Below are 20092 nucleotides of genomic sequence, written 5' to 3'. Positions count from 1 at the left end.
AACTCTTCAATTAAAGTTTTGTTGAAACAACCACTCTTATAAATAAAAGCTTCGTTTCGGCTCAATGAATTCTGATTTCGATTTAAAGACTCGGAAGAATCTCTAAAACGTTTGTTACATATTGCTATGAACACTCATCGTTACATTGATAATAATTTTGATTGCTTCACTCTTTACGAGAAAGAATGAGCAATTTCGATTAACTCAACACCTGTGAGTGTCCACACAGATTACTTGATAAATTGTTAAAGAGCGTGGAATCAATTTTTCAGACTCCGCCGTTAGACGCTAGGTCGTTGGCTTGGGATGCGTATTCTACGCAATTCCTTTTTCGCGTCAAGTCATTTTTAAACTTATTTAAAAACAATTTTCAGCGTCACTTTACAGTGAACTGATTTGGCGTGTAACCCATGCTAGTGCGTGGTTTGCCGTGTCAGTGGATGCGCATTATAGGCAGATTCTGAATTGGTGCAAGGGCTTTTTAAAAGTTTTTCGCATTATTTGCGATCTTTTTTATTAATCACACGTTACCCAGGTTTTACCCCCAGTGTTATCCACAAAAACACTTGAGGCGACTGTTTTTTATACTATTTATTAGGTACAAAAAAGGCAGCTAAAAATAGCTGCCTTTTAAATTATTAAATATTGCGGTGTTTTAGGTCAGTTTACCGTGACACTGCTTGTACTTCTTACCTGAGCCACATGGACAAGGGTCATTACGGCCAACTTTCTCACCGTCTCTTATCACAGTTCTTGGCGTTGCTGCTTCAGCTTCTTTATTCTCTGTTAGCGATTCTGATGCTGCATGCTGGTATTCGCGTTGGATCTTGGCTTCTTCGTCACGACGACGCTGCTCCATATCATCAACATCTGATTGTGCTTGAACCTGTACCTTAGAGAGTACACTGATGACATCGTGTTTTAGTGACTCCAACATTTGTTGGAATAACTCAAATGATTCACGTTTATACTCTTGCTTTGGATTCTTTTGTGCGTAACCACGTAAATGAATACCTTGGCGCAAGTGATCCATTGCTGCTAAATGCTCTTTCCACAGACCATCTAATGTTTGTAGCATGACTGCTTTTTCGAACTGACGTAGCACTTGCTCACCAACCATCTGCTCTTTAGCTTTATATGCTTCGCTCCAGCTTGATACAATACGCTCACGTAAAGTTTCTTCGTGAAGGTCATCTTCTGTATCTAACCATTGTTGAATGGTTAGTTGAAGACCAAACTCTTGGGCAAGACGCTGCTCTAGACCTGGTACGTCCCACAATTCTTCTACAGACTGCTGTGGAATATATTGATCAATCACACCACTAACGACATCTTGTTCAATATTTGAAATGGTGTCTTCAATGCTTTCTGCGTCCATTAACTCATTGCGCTGAGAATAAACAACTTGGCGTTGATCGTTAGCGACATCATCATATTCAAGTAATTGCTTACGAATATCGAAGTTACGCGCTTCTACTTTACGTTGCGCATTTTCAATTGCACGAGATACCCAAGGATGTTCGATGGCTTCGCCTTCTTCCATACCCAGTTTTTTCATCATGCCAGATACTTTTTCAGATGCGAAGATACGCATTAAGCTATCTTCCATTGAAAGATAAAAGCGCGATGAACCCGCATCACCTTGACGGCCTGCACGACCACGAAGCTGATTATCGATACGACGTGACTCGTGACGCTCGGTGCCTAAAATGTGTAAACCACCCGAAGCAATAACTGCATCATGACGAACTTGCCATTCTGCTTTAATGCGAGCGATTTGATCTTCAGTTGGATCCTTTAATGCATCAACTTCAACTTTCCAGTTGCCACCTAACACGATATCGGTACCACGACCGGCCATGTTAGTTGCGATAGTCACTACTCCAGCGCTACCTGCTTGAGCAACAATGTCTGCTTCTTTTTCATGGAACTTGGCGTTCAATACTGAATGTGGGATCTTAGCTTGCTTTAATAAGGTCGCTAATAATTCTGATTGCTCGATTGATACCGTACCCACAAGCACAGGCTGACCACGTTCGCGACAACCTTTAATGTCTTCAATGATGGCATTGTATTTTTCTGTTGCTGTAAGATAAACCAAATCAGGCATATCATTACGTACCATTGGCTTATTAGTTGGTACCACGACGGTATCAAGTCCATAAATATGTTGGAACTCGAATGCTTCAGTGTCAGCTGTACCTGTCATCCCTGCTAGCTTCTCATATTGACGGAAGTAGTTCTGGAATGTGATTGACGCTAATGTTTGGTTTTCATTTTGAATGTTGACTGCTTCTTTTGCTTCAACAGCTTGATGTAAACCTTCTGACCAGCGACGACCTGGCATGGTACGGCCAGTATGTTCATCAACAATAATCACTTCACCGTCTTGAACAATGTAATCAACATCACGTTCAAATAAGGTATGCGCTCTTAATGCTGCATTTACGTGATGCAGTAATGAGATGTTAGCTGCTGAATACAGTGAATCACCTTCATTGAGCACACCTAGCTCAACTAACAGTAATTCAACTTTTTCTTGGCCACGCTCTGTAAAATGAACTTGTTTGGCTTTTTCATCGATACTGAAATCACCTTCACCAATCTCATCTTCTGTATCTTCTTTCTCTTGAACGATAAGGTTAGGAATAAGGGTGTTTACTTTGATATATAGCTCAGAGCTATTTTCTGCTGCACCAGAGATAATCAATGGTGTACGCGCTTCATCAATTAAGATTGAATCAACTTCATCAATCAGTGCGTAATGCAGCGGACGTTGAACTCGCTCTTGAGGAGAAAACGCCATGTTGTCACGCAGGTAATCGAAACCAAACTCGTTGTTAGTCCCGTAGGTAATATCAGAGTTATACGCTTCTTTCTTTTCTGCTTGACCAAGGCCTGCCACGTTAATACCAACGCTAAGCCCTAGGAATTCAAATAATGGACGGTTATTTTCCGCATCACGACGTGCAAGGTAATCATTCACGGTAATGACGTGGACGCCTTTACCGGTAATACCATTTAAATATGCTGGCAGAGTTGCGGTTAAGGTTTTACCTTCACCGGTTCTCATTTCAGCGATGCGGTTACTATCAAGTACCATACCACCGAGTAATTGCACATCGAAGTGGCGCATTTCGAAAACACGTTTAGATGCTTCACGCACTGTGGCAAATACTTCTGCCATAAGCGCATCTAAGGTTTCACCATTTTCAATACGCTGACGGAACTCGTCTGTTTTTGCTTTTAGTTGTTCATCTGTCAGCTTTTCATATTCAGCTTCTAATGCATTAATTTTAGTTACAACTTTACCTAAACCTTTCAAGGTACGGTCGTTACGACTGCCGAATACTTTTGTCAGTAATTTGCCTAACATCTTAATCACTTATCTCTTGTAGGTTGAGCTCAAATGAGCGACTTAACCGAAAATGTTATTAACTCGCTTTGCGATAGACGAACTTTCTTGGATCTATTTGCTGTCCGTTTCGCAAAACTTCGTAATGCACGTGGGGACCAGTTGAACGGCCTGTGCTTCCCATACTGGCAATTTTATCGCCTTTGGCAACGACGTCACCTAGGTTTACTGACATAGATTTGTTGTGTCCATAGCGGGTTCGAAGACCATTTCCATGATCAATTTCGACTAACCCACCATATCCAAGCATATTTCCAGACCACGTTACTACACCTGCAGCAGTTGCAATAACATCGCCGCCTTCAGTGCCCGCAAAATCAATACCTTTATGCATTGTTCTACGACCATTAAAAGGGTCATTCCGTAAACCGTAGGGCGAAGATAACCAACCTTTTACGATTGGCCGCCCTGATATATAACGTTCTTCATCTATATGGAGATTAGTTGACACTGTTTCAAGTAGAGACAGCTGAACATTATTATTATCAATTCTTGATACCAACTGGGTCATATCATTTAACAGTTGGTTTATTTCCACGCCTGTGCCTATTTCACTCAATCCTCCGACACCCACTTCTGTGGCAAAGTCGAATTGATCTTCGAGTAAATTATTTTCAGCAACTTGCTGACCGAGGGCTTCGAGGCGGGTAATTTTTGCTTGCATAGAGGCGACATGAGTCACCAATGTGGCTAATTGGGTTTCTGTTGCTTGTTTGAGGCTAATGACTTGCTGCTTTTGTTGCTCGCGCAACTTTTTATTTTCATCAACTTTGGTTTGTTGCTCAGCAAAACGATCGGCACTTTGTTGATAGATGCCGGTTCCCGCTACAACTAATAGGATAGGTAGAAGTAACCAACGCTTGCTAGGATGCCAGCGAGTTACTCCGTTTCGACCTTGGATAAAAACTGTTACACTCATAGCCTAACTCAGCCATCTTATTATCATATGAAAAAGCCCCCGCAAGATCTCAGTAGCTTACTACATCAATCTGGACAATTACCGGCATTGGCTGAAAAAGCAGAACTATTAAATCAACTTAATAATTACGTAAAGCAGAGTTTAACAGGTCCTGTTGTTGAACAGCTTAAAGTCGCTAATCTTCGGCAGGGTGTTCTTGTAATTGAAACTACATCGGCTGCTTGGGCTGCTAGAATAAACTTCCAAAAGACCAAATTACTGCAACAACTTAAGGAAGAAACCCTTCCAATGCTTACCGCTATAGAGGTTAAAGTTAACCCAGGGTTAGCAATATCACCAAGCAAAACCTCAACTAATTACGCAACTATTAGCCCTGTCGCGGCAGAACATTTACAAACGTTGGCTGATCATGTTGAAGGGTCACTAGGTGAAAAACTAAAACGGCTGGCTGCATTGGCCAGCCGTAATAGGCAATCTTAACTATATTATGCGAAAGACGCTGCGCCGGGTACCATAAAGCTTAACGGTACATCGACTTCATTTTCAAAGCTGACTAACTCCCACGCTTCTTGTTGGGCTAATAACGCTCTAACCAATTGGTTATTTAAAGCATGACCCGTTTTATACGCACAGAACTCACCAACAATGGCATGCCCTGCGACATATAAATCACCAAAAGCATCAAGAATTTTGTGCTTAACAAATTCGTCCTCATAACGCAGACCATCAGGGTTAAGGACACGATATTCATCAAGCACGACGGCATTTTCCATGCTGCCACCCAGTGCTAAGTTATTGGCTCGAAGATATTCAATATCTCGCATAAAACCAAATGTTCTTGCACGGCTGATATCTTTCACAAATGCAGATGTTGAAAAATCCATAACCATATGCTGTTGACTACGAGAGATTTCTGGGTGATTAAAGTCGATTTTAAAATCCACTCTAAAGCCTTTAAATGGCTTTAACTCTGCCCATTTATCGCCGTCTTCAACACGCACAGTTTTATTGATTTTGATATATTTTTTAGCGACTGCTTGCTCTTTAATACCTGCACTTTGCAGTAAAAAAACAAACGGACTTGCACTGCCATCCATAATCGGGATTTCAGGAGCATCAACTTCAATAACTGCGTTATCAATGCCAAGGCCTGCAAGTGCTGCAAATAAATGTTCGATAGTTGAAATGCGAACACCTTCATCATTAACTAATGCCGTACACATAGTTGTTTCACGCACAAGATGAGCCTTAGCAGGAATTTCCACTGCAGGGCTTAAATCTGTACGACGAAGTACGATACCAGTATTGACAGGTGCGGGCATAATGCACAGAGTGACCTTGTTGCCGGAATGAAGCCCGACACCAGTACTCTTCACCATCTTTTGAACAGTTCTTTGAAAAATCATTCAGTTACCCGTTTTAATCACTTTAAAATAAACATTCATGCGCTATATATACTGAGTTTACCCAGCAAGCTGAGGCGGTATACTACCATAAAATTGCCTTTTCACAAAAAAAGTACCATTTAGTGGTTTTTAATACGCCTCTACTTACACAAGCAACATTTTATCAACATCTTATGCATTCAACATTCTAACTTTACTACCAAACTGTAATTAATCAGCTTGTTTACGTAAAAATGCTGGGATATCTAAATAGTCACCATCTGCGCGAGCTGTTGGCTGTGCTACTGGTTGCTGAGCAGGAACAGCATTACCTGTTGGTGCAACATAATTTGTTGCCGCAACTTGCTCTTCAACTGGCTCAGCTTTAACTTCAATTGGTGCAGGCTCTGGGCGTGAAACTGGTTTTGTCACTAATTGAATATCAGGCTTTTTCTCTGCGCCGATACCTGTAGCAACTACAGTTACGCGTAGCTCTTCGCTCATTTCAGGATCAATTACTGCACCGACTACTACTGTTGCGTTATCAGATGCATAAGCTTTAACGTGGTTACCCACTGTTTCTAGCTCTTCAATACTGATATCTAAACCAGCGGTGATATTCACCAATACGCCACGAGCGCCAGCAAGATCAATATCTTCTAGTAATGGACTAGCCACAGCAGCTTCTGCCGCTTCTTCAGCGCGATCATCACCAGTTGCAACGCCTGTACCCATCATGGCATTACCCATTTCAGACATAACCGTTTTAACGTCGGCGAAATCCACGTTGATTAAACCAGGACGAGTAATTAACTCAGCAATACCCTGCACTGCGCCTAGCAATACGTTATTAGCTGCAGCAAATGCATCTAATAATGATGTACCACGGCCCAATACTTTCAATAACTTTTCGTTAGGTATAGTAATCAATGAATCAACATGCTTTGCCAGCTCTGCAATACCTTGCTCAGCAAATAACATGCGTTTTTTGCCTTCAAATGGAAAAGGCTTTGTGACTACAGCAACGGTTAAAATGCCTTCTTCACGGGCAATTTCAGCCACAACAGGGGCTGCACCAGTACCGGTACCACCGCCCATACCTGCGGCAATAAAGATCATGTCAGATCCTTTGATTGCTGCACGAATGTTTTCTTTATCTTCTTCTGCCGCTTGACGACCAACATCAGGGTTTGCTCCAGCACCTAAACCTTTGGTGACATCACGCCCCAATTGAATAGTTGAACCAGCACCTGACTTACGTAATGCCTGAGCATCCGTGTTAGTTACGATAAATTCAACACCTTCGATGCTGTGCTTTACCATATGTTCGACTGCGTTACCGCCGCCACCACCGACGCCGATGACTTTAATCACCGCTTCGTCGTTATGAGTGTCCATGATCTCAAACATAGTCTGATCTCCGTTTGTCTGCGTTATTAAAATTCACCCTTAAACCAGCTTTTGACCCGATTCAAAAGACTGGTAACCCCTTGACGTTCAGGACGTTCGAACTGACGTTCGATTACGCGTCTGGCGCCGTAATGAAGCAAACCTATTCCTGTAGCGTAAATAGGTTGATCTACATATTCATTTAATCCTTTAACTGGTAGCGGTGATGCAACCCTTACTGGCATGCCAAATGTTGCTTCAGCAATATCCACCGCGCCGGTAATCATTGATGTACCGCCTGTTAACACGATCCCTGCAGCAATTTGATCTTCTAAACCACTGTCAGTTAATTCTTTAAGCACTAATTCAAATAGCTCTTGATACCTTGGCTCGACAACCTCTGCTAACGTATGACGTGACATACTGCGAGAAGGTCTGCCACCAACTGAGGGGACTTCAATGCTATCTTCGCGACTAACCATAGCGCTTCTGGCGCTGGCAAACTGTACTTTGATTTGCTCTGCATGGGTCAGCGGTGTTCTAAATATTTTAGCTATGTCACTACTGACTTGATTGCCAGCGACTGATATCACTGCGCAATGCCTTAGTGCACCGTTGGTATAAACCGCAATATCTGTGGTGCCACCACCGATATCAACAATACACACGCCTAAATCTTTTTCATCATTGGTCAGCACTGAGTCAGCTGATGCAATACCTGCAAACACCAAGTCATCAACAGTTAGGCCGCAGCGCTCAACGCTCTTAGTAATATTTTTCGCCATGTCGTTAGCACAAGTAACGATGTGCGCTTTGGCTTCCATTCGCATACCCGACATACCAATTGGGCTTTTTATCCCGTCTTGAACGTCAATTGAGTATTCCTGTGGTAACACATGCAAAATTCTTCGCTCTGTCGGGATTTTCACCGAACGAGCTGTATGGATGACATTGTCCACATCTTCTTGGGTAACTTCTTCGTCATTAATTGACACCATGCCGTTTTCGTTTTGGCAGGCGATATGTTTACCTGAAATACTTAAATACACTGATGATACTTGGCAATCGGCCATCAATTCAGCTTGGTCTAATGCACGTTGTACACTTCTTACAATCGAATCCAGATCATTTACGCCGCCCTTGTCCATACCACGAGAAGGGTGATTACCTAAACCAACCACGCTTATCTCGCCATCTGGCAGTACTTCGCCAATAATAACTGCGACCTTAGATGTACCGATATCTAAGCCTACGATAAGATTTCTTTCCTGATTCTTGGTCATTAATGTCGACTCTCTGTTTTAGTATCATCCCAGCCAACTGCGACACCTGTGTCATAGCGCAAATCAATTGTCGCTATTGGCTTTTTATTTTGTATTATTTCAGGGTAAACATTTATAAATCTTTGTATTCTAGACATCTTATCTTCTCGACCTAATTCAAGAAGAATGCCGTTATCTAATGTTGCATGCCAAGCATGGCGTGGGCTTAAACTTAAACTTGCTAAGGTAAAGCCATTAATACTTAATAAATCTGCTAATTGCTGATAGCTAGTTAACACTTCAGCTGACATATCCTCAGGACCTGACAACATAGGCAAGGCATTAATCATGGGATGGGCCTGGGCTTTAAACGCTTCACCGTCCACATTAAGCCAATCATTGCCATTCCAATGCGCTACCGCTTGTTGCTCTTGCAAGTTCACTTTCAACTTAGCTGGCCATTCGCGTCTGACTGAGGCGCGATATACCCAAGGTAAAGCCTCTAAAGCGTGCTGCACTTCAACCACATCGGCACTAAAAAAGCTGCTCTGCATCAAGGCCTGTAGCGCCGCTTGAATATCTGCGTCACTGGTATATAAACGCTCGCCGTGAATTGCTACGGCCTCAATGGGCAAGGCATCTGCATCATTAAGCAGCGTATTTAACTTTAAACTGGCCCAGACAATGGTCATTAACACCATGAGCAAAAACAATAACCCGGTATACAAGTACCAGTTGATTTCACTCAAATGGCTTCGTAACTGACGGGCTTTATCACTCCACGCCACGGTTACTGTAACTCCACAATGTACAATGTCACTTTCATTGGCCAATTCACCATTATATCTAGCATACCGATTGTAATAAAGTATCTATTTTACAATCATTTATAGTGCAAAAATTACTCACCACTTTTAGCATTGTTTAAATTATCAAAACCTAAATTGGTTGTAGCTAGCAATTTGGACAAAGCGCCGATATTACCTGCACCTTGGGTTAGCAATAAATCACCCTCTTGCAATACGTCAGGCAATACATCGGTTAATAGCTCAGGTGAAGCCACAAATATCGGTTCCACTTGACCTCTTAAACGGATAGAGCGACATAAAGCGCGTCCATCTGCACCAGGAATGACACTTTCGCCAGCGGCATAGACATCCAGTAATAGCAGTCCATCTACCTGTGACAGCACCTCGATAAAGTCATCATATAAGTCGCGAGTACGGCTGTAACGATGAGGCTGATAGGCCATCACTAAACGCTTATCTGGCCAACCTGCTCTAGCGGCTTTAATCGTTGCCAATACTTCACTTGGGTGATGACCGTAATCATCAACTAGCATCACCTTGCCATTAGCGGTATCAAACTCGCCAAGATGCTGAAAACGTCTCCCAATGCCTTCAAAGTCAGCAAGGGCTGTTACAATCGCTTCATCATCTATTTCATCTTCTGATGCCACTGCAATAGCAGCAAGCGCATTAAGTACATTGTGTTCGCCAGGTAGATTTAACACGATATCTAAATCATCACGGTTTTTACGGCGCACGCTAAATTGGCTTTGATGACCAACTTGCTTAAAGTTAAGCGCCTGTACATCTGCTTGCTCACTGAAACCGTAAGTCACAACCTGACGGCCAACTCTTGGCATAATCTCTTGGATCACTTCATCATCAATACACATCACCGCAACACCATAAAAAGGCAGGTTATGTAAAAAGTCGACAAAGGTTGTTTTCAATTTTTCAAAATCGCCGCCATAGGTATCCATATGATCAGCTTCAATATTGGTAACCACACTCACCATTGGCTGCAAATGCAGAAAGCTGGCATCACTTTCATCGGCTTCTGCAATCAAATAACGACTAGTGCCTAAACGCGCATTAGTACCAGCACTATTTAATAAGCCGCCAATCACAAATGTCGGATCGCGCTCAGCTTGGCCATAAACACTGGCAATTAAGCTAGTTGTAGTGGTTTTACCGTGCGTGCCTGCAATGGCTACACCATGGCGATAACGCATTAACTCAGCAAGCATTTCAGCACGGCGCACTATAGGAATGCGGCGCTGCTTCGCTTCAATGATTTCTGGGTTCTCGTTGTTAATAGCCGTTGACACGACCACCACATCCACATCAACCACGCTTTGCGCCTGATGGCCAATAATAATCTTAGCGCCTAAACTGGCTAACCTTTGTGTCACTGTGTTTTCAGCGATGTCAGATCCACTGATGTGGTAGCCTTCATTCACTAATACTTCTGCAATTCCACCCATACCAGCACCGCCAATACCGACGAAATGGATTTTCTTAATCCGTCGCATTTCTGGGATCATGGTGCGTAATTGGGCGTACTTTTCTGTCTTGGTCATGTCAATCCTTTCGTGCTAATTCAGCACAAATACTCGCGACTCGTTGGGTTGCATCTAATACAGCAACACTTCTGGCTTGATGTGCCATCTGTGAAACAACTTGTCGGTTTTCAGCAAAGAGGGTTAACTTCTCAGCTAAATTATCTGCATTTAATATGGTTTGCGGTAATAAAAATGCCGCTCCCGCTTCAACTAATACTGAAGCATTTTTAGTTTGGTGATCATCCACAGCATGTGGATAAGGCACCAAGATACTGCCGCGTCCTACGGCTGCCAGCTCTGATACGGTTAATGCACCAGAACGGCAAACAACCACATCTGCCCAGCGATAAGCCGCTTCCATATCATCAATAAACTCAGCTACATTGACGCTAGCAGCTTGACCTTTATCTTGATAAAGCGCTTTTACTTTCGCTTCATTGCCTTTGCCCACCTGATGCCAAACGGTCACCGAATGATGCAGGCTAATATGCGCCACAACAGCTGGCATAACATCGTTAAAAATTTTGGCGCCTAAACTGCCGCCCACCACTAATACTTTTAAGGCTTCATCTTCAGCAAATTTGGCGCTTTGTCCTAACTCAAGCAACTCTTGACGAATAGGGTTACCGACCACCTCCGCTTTAACTGCGGGCAAAAATGTATTGGGAAATGCACACAATACTTTGCTGGCAATCTTAGATAACAACTTGTTGGTCATTCCTGGGATGGCATTTTGCTCATGCAGCACCAGTGGAATGCCTGATAATTTAGCCGCAACCCCGCCAGGGCCACTGGCAAAGCCACCCATGCCTAAAATAACATCGGGCTTATATTCATTAATAAAGGCTTTTGCCTGAATGATTGAACGTAAAATTTTAAAAGGCGCGGCTAATTTTCGAATAATGCCATTGCCTCGCACCCCTTTAATATCGATAAACTCAATATCAAACCCATGCTGAGGCACTAACCTTGCCTCCATTCTGTCGGCCGTCCCTAACCAACGAACTTGCCAACCTTTATCTGCTAACGCTTTAGCTACCGCTAATGCAGGGAACACATGTCCACCTGTACCGCCCGCCATTACCAATAATTTCGGTGCGTTGGTCATATTAGGGCTCATTTTTTTACTCTCCCTTGCACCGCTTGAATCAAACTTATTCGCCGTTCATGGTCGATGCGGATCAATAACATCGCTGCCGCTGTCATCACCCACAAACTACTGCCACCATAACTAATAAAAGGTAACGTCAAGCCTTTAGTCGGTAACATACCGATACTGGCGCCAACGTTAACCACTGTTTGGAAACAAATCCAAATACCAATACCGTAGGCTAAATAACTTTCAAACGGACGTTGAATACTTAAACATAAGCTGCCCAATCGAATGGCTCTAAATGCCACAAAAAACAATACTGTTAATACACAAACAATACCTACGAAGCCTAACTCTTCACCAATCACGGCAAAGATAAAGTCGGTATGCGCTTCAGGCAGGTAAGATAATTTTTGAATACTATTACCTAAACCTTGACCGAATAAGTCACCACGGCCATAAGCCATTAATGACTGAGTCAACTGATATCCGCTACCAAATGGGTCTTCCCACGGGTCCATAAATGAGGTTACCCGCCGCATCCGGTAAGGCTCAAAAATCACCAAAAAGATAAACGAGCCAATACCAAAAAACATCAACACTAAAAAGTCTAAAATCCGTGCACCAGCAAGAAATAACAGACTTACAGTGCAGACGAACAATACCACTACGGTACCTAAATCTGGTTGTGCTAAAATCAATACTGCGAATAAGGTAAATACGATAATAGGCTTAATAAAACCCCTACTGTTCTCCCTTAATTCACCATGACGACGGACTAAATATCCCGCCATGTAAACAATAAACACAAACTTTGCGATTTCAGCCACTTGAATTCGCACCGGTCCAACACTTAACCAGCGCGTCGCGCCATTAACTGTGGTTCCGACAATCAAGACTGCAACCAGCATCAGTAACACAGCCAGCACCAAATACGCGCTATAGCGTTCCCAGGTTTTCATTTCTATATTGAGCACAGCGTAAGCAATCACGCCACAACCCATTAAATACGCCACATGACGATAAATAAAATGAAATGGGTTATCTGTCAGTTTTTGCGCTTCTGGCATTGAGGCAGACATCACCATCACAAAACCAAATGCAATCAAGCCCATTACCGCAACCAATAAACTGCGGTCATATAGCTGCTCACTAGGCCCACTCTCAGACAAGATATTAGGCCACGGCCGCTTGAGGACTTGTTGGAATAAGCTAAGTTGCTGCTCAGCCTTCGCCATCGGCAATTTGCTCCACTAATTGCTTAAAGTCATTGCCGCGTTCCATAAAGTTTTTGTACATATCAGTACTCGCACAAGCTGGTGACAACAATACGATATCGCCTGAGAACGTTATTTCTACGGCTTTATTGACCGCTGCAGCAAGATCGCTGACCTGAATACTATCAGCCTTTAAAGCTGCGATTTTTGCACCATCTTTACCAAAGGTAATTAATTGAGTGACGTTATTGAGCGACTCCCTCAGCTCTTTAAAGTCTGAGCCTTTACCGTCTCCACCAGCAATCAGTACTAAGTCACCTAAATGATCACTTAAGCCATTTAATGCCGCTACAGTTGCACCAACATTAGTCGCCTTAGAGTCATTTATATAGGTAACGCCTTGCTTAATACCCGCCATTTCACAACGATGTTCAAGACCTTTAAAGTTGCTGGCAACCTCGGTCATAAACTTTTTATCAATACCGCAAGCATCGGTTAGTGCCATAGCAGCAAGTAAATTGGCGTGATTATGACTGCCGATTAAACTGACCTCATGCAGATTCATGATTTCACTTTCACCGTGGAAAATCTTGCCATCAGCAATCCCCCAAGCATCGCCTTCAGGTACACCTAAACCAAAGGTATTTTGGTTTGTTGGCTCATCAGGAAATGTCAGTGGGTCATCACGGTTAAACATCACAAAGCGGCTTTGTGGATATAAGCGTAACTTAGCTTCTCTATAAGCATGCAGATCATGATATCTATCCATATGATCTTCACTAATATTAAGGCAGGTTGCCGCCACACAATTTAAGCTAAAAGTGGTTTCCAGCTGAAAGCTAGATAGCTCCAATACAAAAATATCCGCATCGGTTGCCAGTAAATCTAATACTGGAATACCAATATTGCCGCCAACAGCGACCTTTTTACCGGCTGCTTTTAATATGTCGTAAACCAAGGTAGTCACAGTGGTTTTACCGTTTGAGCCAGTAATCGCTACCACGCAAGGTGACTTTTCAGCAACCGCACGGGCAAACAGCTCCACATCGCCAATCACTTCAATACCCATGTCCATCGCCGCGCGAATTTCCGGCGTATCAATAGCGATGCCTGGACTGACAATAATTTGCTGCGCCTGCACTAAAGAGCGGCACATAAAGCCACCAGAAATTAGTTCAACCTCAGGGAACTCTGCTGCCAGAGTATCGCTTCCAGGCGGCGTTCTGCGGCTATCCATCACCAGTGGGGTAATACCTTGGGACATTAAGTAGCGCACAACAGAAATACCTGTTGCGCCTAATCCCAATACGATGTGTGAATAGCATGTTTGCATTGCTAACTACCTTAACTTAAGCGTTGCCAGCCCTAGCATGACTAGGAATAGTGAAATAATCCAAAAGCGCACAATCACTCTTGGCTCCGGCCAACCTTTTAATTCGTAATGGTGGTGAATAGGTGCCATTCTAAAAATCCGCTGACCGCGCAATTTATATGAACCCACCTGTAAAATCACCGACACCGTTTCCATCACAAAAACGCCGCCCATAATCACCAATAACACTTCTTGGCGGACTAACACTGCAATGGCGCCCAATCCTGCACCTAATGCTAATGAGCCTACATCACCCATAAACACTTGCGCTGGGTAGGTGTTAAACCATAAAAACCCTAAACCAGCCCCGACTATCGCGGTACATACAATCACTAGTTCACCAGCATCCGGCAAGTGTGGAATATGTAAATAACTCGCAAACTGTGCATGACCTGATAAATAGGCAATCAATGCAAATGCAGCTGCTACCATAACAGTTGGCATGATAGCTAAACCATCAAGACCATCGGTTAAGTTAACCGCGTTACTGGCACCCACTATGGTGAAGTACGCAAGAACAATATAAAGCAGTCCAAGTTGCGGCATCACATCTTTTAAAAATGGCACCACTAGCTGGGTTTCACCCGGCAGCGTTGCCGAGCTATATAAATAGATGGCTACCGCTAATGCCGCTATGGATTGCGATGCATATTTCCAGCGAGCAATCAGACCTTTAGAGTCTTTTTTTACCACTTTCAAATAATCATCTAAGAAACCAATCGCGCCAAAAGTACCTAATACAAATAGCATGACGATGACATATCGATTTGATAAATCACCCCATAATAAAACACTGACAAATATGCCTGCCAAGATCAGCAAACCACCCATTGTAGGGGTGCCACGCTTACTAAAATGTGACTCTGGGCCGTCATTTCTGACCACTTGGCCAATTTGTAATAACTGCAAACGTTCGATCAATTTAGGACCAAACCACAAGCTGAAAATAAGCCCTGTCATCAAACCTAAGATCGCTCTAAACGTTACATATGAAAAAACATTAAACCCGCTATAAAATTGGGTTAAATACTCAGCTAAATAAGCCAGCATCTACACAAACTCCCCACGCCCATTGGCATCCAACAACACTTCGACTACAGTTTCCATTGCTGCGCTTCGTGAACCTTTAACTAAAATAGTTACCTCACCCGATAACTGATTTACTTTTTTAATCATTGCCTGCGCGACGGATTTAGAATCACTAAAGTGTTCAGAACCAAAGACTTTGCTGGTTTCAGCGCTTAGCTGTCCGCAACAAAACAAGGCATCAATACCCGCTGATTTGGCTTGTTGGCCGACCTCGGCATGCAAAAGGGCGCTATTGTCGCCCAATTCACCCAAATCTCCCAGCACTAAACATCGAAAACCTCGAGTTTGTTTTAACCAGTTAATCGCAGCGTCCACTGATGTTGGGTTGGCATTGTAACTATCATCAACCAGTAAAATACGCCCCAGCTTGTGCGGCACCATTCGCCCTTTTACTGGCGTTAGGCTTGAAAGCCCGTTAATAATATCTTTGAGGGCGACGCCTAATGCAGTACAAATGGCGCTGGCAGCTAAAGCATTACTGACCTGATGCTCTCCAGCTAAAGGAAGCTGCACAAAATGGGACTGGCCAGAAACTTCTAAATTAAAGGCATAACAACCACTTGCATCAGCTTTAAGCGCTAATGCTTTAATATCTGCATCTGTGGTGGCTACTTTAGAAAAACGTAGCTGCTTAAATGCGGCTGATTTTTGCGCCATAAACTCAGCAAAGTCATCATCGGCATTGATAATGGCGGTGCCATCTGCGCTGAGGTGGTTAAAGATTTCCGACTTGGCGTGAGCCACGCCTTCAATTGAACCAAAACCTTCCAGGTGTGCATGGCCGATATTATTTACCAGCGCCACCTGAGGCATCACCAAAGATGAAGTATAGTTAATCTCGCCTTGATGATTGGCGCCCAGTTCAAAAACGCCATATTCATGCTCTTGGGTTAATCGCAATAAGGTTAACGGTACCCCGATTTCATTATTAAAATTACCCGCGGTATAAAGCACGCTATGATGCTGGCTTAAAATAGCTGCCACCATTTCTTTTACTGTAGTTTTGCCATTTGAGCCCGTCAAAGCGATGGCTTTAGGGTTTACTTTAGCGCGCACTAACGCGCCGATTTCGCCCATGGCTATTTGGCTATTTGCCACTATAATTTGCGGAATATCAAGCTCAAGCTGACGTTCAACCAATAAGGCTTTAGCGCCATTATCAATGGCGGTTTTTGCAAAGCTATGGCCATCAAAACGTAAGCCTTTTAACGCCACAAATAAGGTATTGGCTTGCATCGCTCGGCTATCACTGCTGACATCATCAATACAAATGTCATCGCCCACGAGCTTGCCATTAAGGGTTTGCGCCAGCTGTGAAAGCATCAGGGCAATCATAAGCGCTCCTTTAATGCCATGTTAGACGTTGGCTGAGTGAGTTCGATAGCCAGTGCTCTTTCATCATATTCAGTTCTGATGCCATTGGCCTCTTGATAGGTTTCATGGCCTTTACCTGCAAGCAACACAATATCGCCTGTTTGAGCCAGTGAAGCCACGGTGTTAATTGCTTTAATGCGATCAACTTGTGTGAGTGCACGCTCAGGAAATGCCAAACCCGCTAATACATCCTCAATAATGGCCGCAGGATCTTCACTACGAGCATTGTCACTGGTGACCATCACAGTATCAGCAAACTGCTCGGCCGCTTGGGCCATTAAAGGCCGCTTGCCTTTATCTCTATCACCGCCACAACCAAAGACACACCAAAGCTTGCCTTTACAATGAATCCGCAGCGCTTTTAACGCTTGTTCGATAGCATCCGGAGTATGGGCATAATCAACTACCAAGGTGGGACCCTTTGGCTGATTAAAGCGCTCCATGCGACCAGCAACGGGCGTTAATAGTGGCACTAATTCAAGTAACTCTTGCATGTCATAACCTTGCAAATACAAGCCACTTAGGGCTGCCACAAGGTTTGCTAAGTTAAAGTCACCCAATAAAGGCGAAACAATGCGTCCGCGTAGTGCTAAAGTCGTTTTTTGGCTGCTGTGATTATCCAGGTGCGGGTAAACAAAATCACACTGCACACCAGCATCATTGAACTGCATATTGTCAGTATAAAATTGCGCCGTTTTATTGGCGCTAATGCTAAAGCCATAGATGGAATCTGTTGTTAGCTCATCGAACCATTGCTGACCAACACCATCATCAAGATTAATCAAACCATTTTTGACGCAGGAAAAGGTGAACAGACGCTTTTTAGCTGCGCCATAAGCATCCATATCACCATGGTAATCAAGGTGATCACGACTTAAATTAGTAAAAATAGCAGTATCAAAAGGCACGGCTTCCACTCGGCCTTGCACTAAGCCATGACTGGAGACTTCAATGGCGCACACATTGACCCGTTCGGCTTGAAATTGGTGTAATTGACGGATCAAAGTAATGGCATCAGCAGTGGTATTGCCACTATCGATTAATTGACCCCAAACACCATTGCCCAATGTACCCATGACTGCAGCTTTTTGCTGTTTAAGTGATACCAATTGCGCAATAAGCTGGCTAACAGAAGTTTTACCATTAGTTCCCGTAACCCCAATAATCGCCATTGGTGAATGATTAACCGGATACAACTGCGCTGCAACAGCCGAAAGCTGCCGAGTTAATTGAAAAAACGATATCAGCACCGCGCCATTATCTTGGTATTCAACTTGACCATGTTCATCAGGGTTATCGGTATGAATTAACGCCCCCACTGCACCACTTTCAATGGCTTTACTGATAAATTTACGGCCATCAACCTTGTGGCCTGGCAAGGCGACAAATAAACCACCTTGGGATACTTGGCGGCTATCAAGGCTCAGCGTATCCACTGACTCAACGCCAGCATAATGAAACCAGGGTGCTAATAAATCACTAAGCAGCATTATTCAGCCCTCTTAGCAATGGCGGCCAATTTAACTTTTTCTTGTTCATTTAATGGTTCTACATTCAGCATCTGTAACGCACCAGACATAATTTTTGCAAATACGGGGCCTGCCACATCGCCACCGTGATAACGGTCGCCTTTGGGTTCATTAACCACAATAGAAATAGCTAAACGGGGATTATGCACTGGCGCAACCCCGGCAAACAGTGCGACATAATCATCACCGTAACCACCGGCGACAGACTTACGACTAGTACCCGTTTTACCCGCAATAGGATAACCATCAATATGGGCTTTGGTGGCGGTGCCGCCACGTTCAGTTACCCCTAGCATCATTTCCATGACATCTTGGGCGACTTGCTGTGAAATAACTTGTTCACCTTTAGGTGCTTGTTTTAGCTTTAAAATTGATACTGGATACAAGACACCGCCGCTACCTAAAGTGGCATACATTCTGGCTAATTGCAGTGGGGTGGCCGTTAAACCATAGCCATAAGATAAGGTCGCGCGTTCAAAGTCAGACCAACGACGACGATCATGGATAAGGCCGGCGCTTTCACCTGCTAAGTTAATTCCTGAATAATTACCCAAGCCCATTGACTGGTAAGTCCCCAATAATTCTTGCACGGGCATCGATAAAGAGACTTTACTGATCCCCACGTTACTAGACTTAACCAAGATTTTATCTAAGGTCATATTGCCGTAATTAACCGTATCACGCACTTGACGGCCACCAACACGCATCCAGCCTGGTGAGGTGTTAATCATATCATCACGTTCAACAGTGCCCGCTTGCAGCGCAGCTGCGACCACAAAAGGTTTTACAGTGGAGCCCGGCTCAAAAGTATCGGTTAAGGCGCGGTTGCGCATGCGGTGAGATTGTAAGTTTTCTCGAGAATTGGGGTTATATGACGGTGTATTCACCATCGCCAGTACTTCGCCGGTGTGTACATCAAGTACCACCACTGAGCCTGAAGTGGCTTGGTTTATTTCTGTGGCGCGTTTTAATTCGCGATAAGCTAGCTGCTGAATGCGTTGATCGATACTCAAGACTAAATCATTTGAGCTCTCGCCTTCTTCCACCATATCTAAACGCTGTACTACTTTACCATCGCGGGATTTACGGACTTTTTGTTTTGAAGGGGTACCAGTAAGCCAGCTATCGTAAGCACTTTCGATGCCTTCAATGCCTACATCATCAATATTAGTTAAACCCACTAGCTGGGCGGCAGTTTCACCTGCGGGATAATAGCGGCGTGATTCAGACTTTAAATAGATGCCAGCAATTTTCAGTTGCTTGATGTATTCCGCTACCGCAGGGGTCACTTGACGCTTAAGGTAAATAAAGCGCCTTTTAGGGTCGCGCTGCACCTTACTCACAATCTCATCAACTGGCTCATGTAAAATATCTGCCAGCGCTTTCCAGCGGCGCATATCTTTAAATGCATCTTTATCGTGGGATATTTTAGGATCAGCCCACACAGCTCGTACTGGCACACTCACTGCCAGCATTTCACCATTTCTGTCGGTGATTAGGCCGCGCTGTACTTGATTACTGGTGGTGCGTAAGGTGCGCATGTCACTTTCGTGACGTAGTTTTTCAGGCTCAATAATTTGAATATAGGCGGCACGGGCAATTAACGCAGTAAACAGCAGCAGCACAAAACCCACCACAACGAATAGTCGCCATGGGATCAGTTCAGGGTTTAATTTACGTTTAGCTTGTCTGCTCATT

The 20092-nt window shown here is 43.7% G+C and carries 15 protein-coding genes; 1 reads left to right on the top strand and 14 read right to left on the bottom strand.

What is annotated here, in order from left to right; all coding sequences use genetic code 11:
* Positions 1-655: 655 nt before the first annotated feature.
* Entirely contained in the window at positions 656-3376 is a 2721-nt protein-coding gene (gene secA / locus Q4557_RS10335) for a preprotein translocase subunit SecA (protein WP_102440221.1), read from the bottom strand.
* A gap of 58 nt (positions 3377-3434) precedes the next feature.
* Complete coding sequence (locus Q4557_RS10330; RefSeq protein ID WP_102440220.1) at positions 3435-4334, bottom strand: M23 family metallopeptidase; 900 nt, start codon at positions 4332-4334, stop codon at positions 3435-3437.
* Positions 4335-4361: 27 nt separating this feature from the next.
* Here Q4557_RS10330 and Q4557_RS10325 point away from each other — a divergent pair, with 27 nt between their 5' ends.
* On the top strand, positions 4362-4814 hold the full coding sequence (locus Q4557_RS10325) for a DUF721 domain-containing protein (protein ID WP_076537966.1): 453 nt from the start codon (positions 4362-4364) through the stop codon (positions 4812-4814).
* Between the two features lie 5 nt (positions 4815-4819).
* On the opposite strand, the gene lpxC is transcribed toward Q4557_RS10325, so the two are convergent.
* The 12 genes from lpxC to Q4557_RS10265 form a co-directional block, all read right to left on the bottom strand.
* Complete coding sequence (gene lpxC / locus Q4557_RS10320; protein WP_076537968.1) at positions 4820-5740, bottom strand: UDP-3-O-acyl-N-acetylglucosamine deacetylase; 921 nt, start codon at positions 5738-5740, stop codon at positions 4820-4822.
* 210 nt (positions 5741-5950) lie between these two features.
* Positions 5951-7129, bottom strand: a complete 1179-nt coding sequence (gene ftsZ / locus Q4557_RS10315) for a cell division protein FtsZ (protein ID WP_102440219.1) — start codon at positions 7127-7129, stop codon at positions 5951-5953.
* 26 nt (positions 7130-7155) lie between these two features.
* Complete coding sequence (gene ftsA / locus Q4557_RS10310) at positions 7156-8391, bottom strand: cell division protein FtsA (protein WP_076537973.1); 1236 nt, start codon at positions 8389-8391, stop codon at positions 7156-7158.
* Positions 8391-9119: a cell division protein FtsQ/DivIB gene (locus tag Q4557_RS10305; RefSeq protein ID WP_076538400.1), complete on the bottom strand. Its 729-nt coding sequence runs from the start codon at positions 9117-9119 to the stop codon at positions 8391-8393. The genes ftsA and Q4557_RS10305 overlap by 1 nt, the downstream gene beginning before the upstream one ends.
* A 152-nt stretch (positions 9120-9271) precedes the next feature.
* On the bottom strand, positions 9272-10738 hold the full coding sequence (murC, locus tag Q4557_RS10300) for a UDP-N-acetylmuramate--L-alanine ligase (protein ID WP_102440217.1): 1467 nt from the start codon (positions 10736-10738) through the stop codon (positions 9272-9274).
* Between the two features lies 1 nt (position 10739).
* Positions 10740-11828 (bottom strand): undecaprenyldiphospho-muramoylpentapeptide beta-N-acetylglucosaminyltransferase, encoded by a 1089-nt coding sequence (gene murG, locus Q4557_RS10295; protein ID WP_102440225.1) that lies wholly within the window; start codon positions 11826-11828, stop codon positions 10740-10742.
* A gap of 8 nt (positions 11829-11836) precedes the next feature.
* Positions 11837-13051: a cell division protein FtsW gene (ftsW, locus tag Q4557_RS10290; protein WP_303412511.1), complete on the bottom strand. Its 1215-nt coding sequence runs from the start codon at positions 13049-13051 to the stop codon at positions 11837-11839.
* Positions 13038-14363, bottom strand: coding sequence for a UDP-N-acetylmuramoyl-L-alanine--D-glutamate ligase (gene murD, locus Q4557_RS10285; protein ID WP_303412509.1), 1326 nt, complete (start codon positions 14361-14363; stop codon positions 13038-13040). The genes ftsW and murD overlap by 14 nt, the downstream gene beginning before the upstream one ends.
* Before the next feature lie 6 nt (positions 14364-14369).
* Complete coding sequence (gene mraY, locus Q4557_RS10280; protein WP_102440214.1) at positions 14370-15452, bottom strand: phospho-N-acetylmuramoyl-pentapeptide-transferase; 1083 nt, start codon at positions 15450-15452, stop codon at positions 14370-14372.
* On the bottom strand, positions 15453-16826 hold the full coding sequence (gene murF / locus Q4557_RS10275; RefSeq protein ID WP_303412507.1) for a UDP-N-acetylmuramoyl-tripeptide--D-alanyl-D-alanine ligase: 1374 nt from the start codon (positions 16824-16826) through the stop codon (positions 15453-15455).
* Positions 16823-18358, bottom strand: a complete 1536-nt coding sequence (murE, locus tag Q4557_RS10270) for a UDP-N-acetylmuramoyl-L-alanyl-D-glutamate--2,6-diaminopimelate ligase (protein WP_303412524.1) — start codon at positions 18356-18358, stop codon at positions 16823-16825. The genes murF and murE overlap by 4 nt, the downstream gene beginning before the upstream one ends.
* Complete coding sequence (locus tag Q4557_RS10265; RefSeq protein ID WP_102440211.1) at positions 18355-20091, bottom strand: penicillin-binding protein 2; 1737 nt, start codon at positions 20089-20091, stop codon at positions 18355-18357. The genes murE and Q4557_RS10265 overlap by 4 nt, the downstream gene beginning before the upstream one ends.
* Position 20092: the final 1 nt, after the last annotated feature.

The organism is Shewanella sp. 5_MG-2023 (assembly GCF_030547465.1).
Lineage (GTDB): Bacteria > Pseudomonadota > Gammaproteobacteria > Enterobacterales > Shewanellaceae > Shewanella.
This window is presented reverse-complemented; position numbering and strand designations above follow the sequence as displayed.